Origin of the sequence: Cryobacterium sp. (genome assembly GCF_025463825.1) — a bacterium.
Lineage (GTDB): Bacteria > Actinomycetota > Actinomycetes > Actinomycetales > Microbacteriaceae > Cryobacterium.
On sequence record NZ_JAODBG010000014.1, the window covers coordinates 1 to 6941 of the forward strand.

General features: G+C 67.3%; 4 protein-coding genes, 1 tRNA gene and 1 other RNA gene. 2 read left to right on the forward strand and 4 right to left on the reverse strand.

Features of this window, described 5'->3' with window-relative positions; all coding sequences use genetic code 11:
- A partial coding sequence (locus JWP54_RS17640) for an integrase core domain-containing protein (RefSeq protein ID WP_367274171.1) occupies positions 1–127 on the forward strand: 127 nt, incomplete at its 5' end.
- 112 nt (positions 128–239) lie between these two features.
- Here JWP54_RS17640 and JWP54_RS01740 read toward each other — a convergent pair.
- The 4 genes from JWP54_RS01740 to ffs form a co-directional block, all read right to left on the reverse strand.
- Positions 240–1433 carry an acetate/propionate family kinase gene (locus tag JWP54_RS01740; RefSeq protein ID WP_297366454.1) on the reverse strand — a complete coding sequence of 398 codons (1194 nt, stop codon included), beginning with the start codon at positions 1431–1433 and terminating at the stop codon, positions 240–242.
- The gene (pta, locus tag JWP54_RS01745; RefSeq protein WP_297366456.1) at positions 1430–3646 is read right to left on the reverse strand and encodes a phosphate acetyltransferase; all 2217 of its coding nucleotides are present in this window, start codon (positions 3644–3646) and stop codon (positions 1430–1432) included. Before pta ends, JWP54_RS01740 begins: the two co-directional genes overlap by 4 nt.
- A gap of 2 nt (positions 3647–3648) precedes the next feature.
- A complete protein-coding gene (locus JWP54_RS01750; protein WP_297366458.1) occupies positions 3649–6126 on the reverse strand; it encodes a phosphoketolase in 2478 nt (825 codons plus the stop codon).
- A 149-nt stretch (positions 6127–6275) separates the two neighbouring features.
- Positions 6276–6372: signal recognition particle sRNA small type (gene ffs, locus JWP54_RS01755), an RNA gene on the reverse strand.
- Positions 6373–6493: 121 nt separating this feature from the next.
- On the opposite strand from ffs, the gene JWP54_RS01760 reads away from it, so the two are divergent.
- Positions 6494–6581 (forward strand) — tRNA-Ser (locus JWP54_RS01760).
- Positions 6582–6941: the final 360 nt, after the last annotated feature.

Below are 6941 nucleotides of genomic sequence, written 5' to 3' on the forward strand. Positions count from 1 at the left end.
GAAATACATCGGCCACTACAACACCCGGCGCCGGCATCAGAGCCTCGGCTACAAAACACCAACCCAAGCCCTCACCGAGTTCACCAGCACGCTACACACCACCACAACCACCCCGGCAGCGGCCTAATAAAATGATCAGGAACAGTGTCCAGCACGAGCGGGTCACCCCAGCACATCCGGTCCTTATCTCCCGCCGTGGTCCTTGTAACCGCACCACGCCGCGTCAGGTCGGCTCAGGATCAGATGACGGCGCGGGACTCCCGGGCGATCTCGAGCTCCTCGTTGGTGGGGATCACAAGGACGGTGACGCGGGACGCATCCGTCGAGATGACTCGCGCGTCGCGGGAGAACTGGTAGTTGCGCTCATGGTGGACCTCGATGCCGAGGCCCTCCAGGCCCTCCAGTGCCCGCTCCCGGATGATGCCTGAGTTTTCGCCGACGCCCGCGGTGAACACGATCACGTCGAGGCCGCCGAGCTGGGCGATGTAATTGCCCACGTAGCCCCTGATGCGGTGGTAGTACACGTCGAGCGCGGCCTGGGCGATCGCATCGCCGGCCAGGGCGGCCACCTCGACGTCACGCATGTCGCCGGTGCCTGTCATGCCCAGCATGCCGCTCTTCTTGTTGAGCAGCTCGTCGAGCTGGTCGATCGTGTACCCGGCCTTGCGGTTCAGGTGGAACAGCACGGCGGGGTCGATGTCTCCGGAGCGGGTGCCCATCACGAGGCCCTGCAACGGGGTCATGCCCATCGAGGTGTCAATGGACTTGCCGCCGTCGACGGCGCAGACCGACGCACCGTTGCCGAGGTGCAGCACGATGGTCTTCAGCTCCTCGAGCGGGCGGTCGAGGAACTCAGCGGCGGCCTCCGACACGTACTTGTGCGAGCTGCCGTGGAAGCCGTACCGGCGAATGGCATACTTCGCGGCCAGGGCCGAGTCGATCGCGTAGGTGTACGCAGGCGGTGCCATCGTGAGGTGAAACGAGGTGTCGAACACCGCGACGTGCGGCACGTCGGGGAAGTTGGCCTGGGCGGCGGCGATGCCCTGCACGTGTGCCGGGTTGTGCAGCGGGGCCAGTTCGGACAGGTCGCTGATCTGGGCGAGAACGGTCTCGTCGATGACGGTGGGGCCGGTGAAGATCGCCCCGCCCTGCACGACCCGGTGACCGACAGCGACGAGGTCCACGTCGGCCAGGTGCGGACCGTGCGCCTCGAAGGCGGCGATCATCGCGGCGAATCCGGCGGTGTGGTCAGGGATCGTCAGGTTCTTGTCCTGGCGGTCGGCACCGGCGGCGACGTTGGTGTGGCGGGCGCGACCCAATTGCTCACCGATGCGCTCGACGAGTCCGCCGGCCAGCTCGGTTTCGGAGTCGACGTCGATCAGCTGGTACTTGAACGAGGACGAACCTGAGTTGATGACGAGGATGGCGGTCATACGGCTGCCACCACCGCTGCGAGCGATGCGGCCTGAATGGCGGTGATCGCCACGGTGTTCACGATGTCCTGCACGAGGGCCCCTCTGGAAAGATCGTTGATCGGTTTGCGCAGGCCCTGCAGGACGGGGCCGATCGCCACGGCGCCAGCGCTGCGCTGCACCGCCTTGTAAGTGTTGTTCCCGGTGTTGAGGTCGGGGAAGATGAACACGTTGGCCTTGCCGGCGACGGCCGACTCCGGCATCTTCGCGGCGGCCACTGCGGCGTCCGCGGCGGCGTCGTACTGGATCGGGCCTTCGACGGCGAGGTCGGGGCGGCGTTCGCGAACGATAGCGGTGGCCTCCCGCACCTTTTCGACATCCGCACCGTTACCGGACGCGCCGGTGGAGTACGACAGCATCGCGATGCGCGGCTCGATACCGAACTCGACGGCCGTCTCCGACGCCGAGATGGCGATGTCGGCCAGCTGGGCGGCGGTGGGGTCGGGGTTGACCGCGCAGTCGCCGTAGACGAGCACCCGGTCGGCCAGGGCCATCAGGAACACGCTGGAGACCACTGACACGCCGGGGCGGGTCTTGATGATCTCGAAACTGGGGCGGATGGTGTGCGCCGTGGTGTGCGAGGCGCCGGAGACCATGCCGTCGGCCAGGCCGAGCTGCACCATCATCGTGCCGAAGTACGAGACGTCGGTGACGACGTCGCGGGCCTGGTCGATGGTGACGCCCTTGTGGGCGCGGAGGCGGGCGTACTCCTCGGCGAACCGCATCCGCAGCACGTCGTCGAACGGGCTGACGACCTCGGCCTTGGCGATGTCCAGGCCCAGGCCGATGGCGCGCGAGCGCACCTCGAACTCCTCGCCGAGGATGGTCAGGTCGGCCACGTCGCGGGCCAGCAGGGTGGCGGCGGCGCGCAGCACGCGGTCGTCGTCGCCCTCGGGCAGCACGATGCGCATCCGGTGCTGGCGGGCCCGTTCGAGCAGGGTGTACTCGAACATCAGCGGGGTGACCACGTCGGCGCGGCTCACCTTGAGCCGGTCGAGCAGGGCGGCACCGTCGACGTGCTGTTCGAACAGCGCCAGCGCGGTGTCGTGCTTCCGCTGCGAGTCGGCGGCGAGGCGACCGCGGGTGTGGGTGATCCGCAGCGCCGCCTCGTAGGAGGCCAGGTCGGTGCGGATGATCGGCACCGACGGGGCCAGGCCCTTCATGAGCTGTGCGATCGACTCGGGCAGCTCGAAGCCGCCGACCAGCACCACGCCGGCCAGCGACGGGAAGGTGGCGGAGGAGTTGGCCATCAGGGCCGCGAGCAGCACCTCCGGCCGGTCGCTGGGGATGACGACGACGGCGCCTTCGGTGAGGTGCGGCAGCACGTTGACCATCGACATGGCGGCGACGACCACGCTGAGCGCCTCGCGGGAGAGCAGCTCGGGGTCGCCCTGCACCAGGGTGCCGGAGGTGGCTTCGAGGATGGTCTTCATGCTCGGGGCCACGAGGAACGCGTCCTCGGGGATGGACCAGACGGGCACGACGGCCGGATGCGTGGCATCCGTGATCTCGGCGAGGTTGTCGACGCCCTCGCGCACCGCGGCGATGATGCCGTTGAGGTTGGCGGGGTCGGCGCGGTTGACCACGACGCCGAGCAGCGACACGTGCTCGGACTGCAGCTCGGCCAGCGCCACGTCGGTGAGCTGGCGGATGTCGTCGCTGGAGCGCGGTTCGCTCTGGCCGAGCTGGTCGCTCTGGCCGAGGCCTTCGCCCTGGCCGTAGGCGACCCGGCCGGCGAGCACGAGCAGCACCGGAACACCGAGGTTCGCGGCGATTCGGGCGTTGTACGCCAGTTCGGTGGGGCTGCCGACGTCGGTGAAGTCGCTGCCGATGACCACGACGGCGTCGCACTGGGCCTCGACGGCCTTGTAGCGGGCCACGATGCGGCCGAGGGCGGCATCCGGGTCGGCGTGCACGTCGTCGTAGGTGACGCCGACGCACTCGTCGTAGGTCAGCGCCGGCTGGGTGGCCGGGTTGGTGCCCGCGGGGCGACCGGCCTGCAGGTGGTTCAGCAGCAGTTCGAGCACGTAGTCGGGCTTGTGCTTGGAGCGGGCGATCGGGCGGAAGACGCCCACCCGCTCGATGGAGTGCAACAGGGTGTCGAGGACGCCGAGTGCGATAGTGGATTTGCCGGTATTTCCCTCGGCGGAGGTGATGTAAATGCTTCGAGCCACGGTTATACGTTATCCCCGCCGGTGGTGTCCAGTGTGCGTGCGGCGGTTGCCGCGGCATCGTTCCCAGCCCATACCCAGTCGGTCACTTCGGGGATGTCTTCCCCATGATCGCGGGTGTACTGCCGGGCACGCAGGCGGGCATCCTGCATCTGCTGGCGAAGCAGTCCGGCACGGGCTCCGAGTCCGGGTACCCGGTCGATGACATCCATCACCAGGTGGTACCGGTCGAGGTCGTTGAGCATGACCATGTCGAACGGCGTCGTCGTCGTTCCGTTCTCCTTATACCCGCGGGCGTGCAGGTTGCCATGGCCATGGCGCTTGTAGGTCAGACGGTGAATCAGCCACGGGTATCCGTGGTAGGCGAACACGATGGGCTTGTCCGCAGTGAAGTAGGCATCGAACTCGCGGTCGCTCAGGCCGTGCGGATGGTCGTCCTCGCTCTGCAGGCGCATCAGGTCGACGACGTTCACGACCCGCACACTGAGGTCGGGCATGGCCTCGCGCAGGATTTTGGCGGCGGCGAGCACCTCGAGGGTGGGCACCTCACCGGCCGCGGCCAGCACCACATCCGGTTCGGTGCCGGGCAGCTCGGTGCCGGCCCACTCGAAGATGCCCAGGCCCCGCTCGCAGTGCGCGACGGCCTGGTCCATGGTGAGCCAGTTCGGCGACGGCTGCTTGCCGGCGACGACGACGTTGACGTAGTCGACGCTGCGCAGGCAGTGGTCGTAGATCGACAGCAGGGTGTTCGCGTCGAACGGCAGGTACACCCGCACGACGTCGGCGCTCTTGTTCACGACGTGGTCGATGAAGCCAGGGTCCTGGTGGCTGAATCCGTTGTGGTCCTGGCGCCAGACGTGCGAGGAGAGCAGGTAGTTCAGGCTGGAGATGGAGCGGCGCCACGGGATCTCCCGGGTGACCTTGAGCCATTTGGCGTGCTGGTTGAACATCGAGTCGATGATGTGGATGAACGCCTCGTAGCAGTTGAAGACGCCGTGGCGGCCCGTGAGCAGGTAGCCCTCGAGCCAGCCCTGGCACTGGTGCTCGCTGAGCATCTCCATCACCCGGCCGGCGCGGGCCAGGTTGGTGTCGCCGGGGAGGTACTCGCCGTTCCACTGCTTGTCGGTGGCGGCGAATACGGACGGGGCGAGCCGGTTGGACGCGGTCTCGTCCGGTCCGAAGATGCGGAAGTTGTCGGGGTTGTCGCGGATCACGTCGGCCATCCAGATGCCGAGGACCTTGGTGGCCTCGTCGATGGTGGCGCCGGGGCTGGGCACATCCACCGCGTATTCGCGGAAGTTCGGCAACCTGAGGTCCCGGCGGAGCAGCCCGCCGTTGGCGACCGGGTTGGCACTCATGCGCAGGTTGCCGTGCGGGGCGAGGGCGCTGATGCGGGCCACGGGGGCGCCGGCCTCGTCGAAGAGTTCCTCCGGCTTGTACGAGCGCAGCCAGGATTCGAGAACGTCGGTGTGCGACTGGGTGTCGCGGGCGTTGACCAGCGGCACCTGGTGCGAGCGCCAGGAGTCTTCCACCTGCACACCGTCGATGACGGGCGGGCAGGTCCAGCCCTTGGGGGTCTTCAGGATGATCATCGGCCAGCGCGGCCGGTTCGTGTCACCGGCGAGGGCGGCCCGCTTGATCGCGGCGATCTCGTTGAGCACCTCGTCCATGGTCTGCGCCAGCCGCTGGTGCACCGCGAGGGGGTCTTCGCCGTCGAATCCGCCGCTGACGATGTGCGGGTTGTGGCCGTAGCCGCGCATCAGGTCGATCAGTTCGTGCTCGGGGATGCGGGCGAGGACGGTGGGGTTGGCGATCTTGTACCCGTTGAGGTGCAGGATCGGCAGCACCACGCCATCCTGCAACGGGTCGACGAACTTGTTGGAGTGCCAGCTGGTGGCCAGCGGGCCGGTCTCGGCCTCACCGTCGCCCACGACGGCGGCCACGAGCAGGTCGGGGTTGTCGAACGCGGCGCCGTAGGCGTGGCTGAGCGCGTAACCGAGTTCGCCGCCTTCGTGGATGGATCCGGGGGTCTCCGGCGAGGCATGGCTGGGGATGCCGCCGGGGAAGGAGAACTGGCGGAACAGTCCCTTGATGCCCTCTTCGGACTGGTCGATGCCGGAGTAGATCTCCGAGTAGGTGCCGTCGAGGTAGGCGTTGGCGACCATGCCGGGCCCGCCGTGGCCGGGGCCGGTGATGTACAGGGTGCTGATCTCGCGTTCGCGGATGACCCGGTTCAGGTGCGCGTAGAGGAAGTTGAGGCCGGGGGTGGTGCCCCAGTGGCCGAGCAGGCGCGGTTTGATGTGCTCTTTCCTGAGCGGCTCGCGCAGCAGCGGGTTGTCGAGCAGGTAAATCTGCCCCACGGAGAGGTAGTTCGCGGCGCGCCACCAGGAGTCGACACTGGCGAGAGCGTCGGCGCTCAACGTGTGCGGCAAACGGCTGGGCCAGGTGAAAGACGAGGTGGTGGTGTCAGCGGTAAGTTCCATCGCGGTCTCCAGGTGCTCTGTGGGCGCCAATAGCGCCGTACAAGTCTAGGAGCGCCATATCGGATGCGCGGGGGACGTTGGTCCCGCCAAAGTGAACAGTGGGGGGCTAGTCTTACGGATTCACTGTTTCGGGTGCGGGCGCCCGGGCAAAGTAAAACTCCTCGCGCACCCGCCAGAGCCCAGTTACCCTTGCTACGTTTCCGTCCTGGGGGAGTTGGCTGAGATGGCGCCACGCGAGGAGCCGATGCCAGTTTAGGGCGTTCGGGGCCGGGGCCCAAACCCGGCGCATTCTGGTTGTGTCACGCAGGGGTCCCGGAAGCAGGTAAGATTTTCCCTGGTCGTTGTCTTTGCTGAATCGACCGGCTCAGGAGAATTCGCCTAGTGGCCTATGGCGCACGCTTGGAAAGCGTGTTGGGTGAAAGCCCTCGGGGGTTCGAATCCCCCATTCTCCGCCAAAGGGAATGCGCTCGACCATCGGTCGGGCGCATTTTCATGTAACGGGCACGATGATGTGCGGAGAACGGGCGAACGAAGTCCAATCGCCCGTCCCGTGCCCCACGGACCGGGCGAACGACGTCCAATCGCCCGTCCCGTGCCCCACGGACGGGCGGGCATCCGCCCCACTGGAGCGCCCCAAAGGGGGGCAAACAGCCCGGTTAACCCCCCTATCGTGTGGCTACGCTGGACGCCGGAAATGATGCAGACTCTGAGGCTGGACAACTAGGGCCCCTCGTGGAGGCCTCCATGGAGGACGCCGTGATCGCAGCGCCGATTGAAGGCACACGCGTGCATATTCTGCGCCCCCGTGCGCATCC

What these genes read in the sequence shown, in the direction of transcription:
- JWP54_RS01740 (WP_297366454.1), bottom strand. Translation starts at nt 1,433, where the DNA reads ATGACCGCCATCCTCGTCATCAACTCAGGTTCGTCCTCGTTCAAGTAC.
- JWP54_RS01750 (WP_297366458.1), bottom strand. Translation starts at nt 6,126, where the DNA reads ATGGAACTTACCGCTGACACCACCACCTCGTCTTTCACCTGGCCCAGC.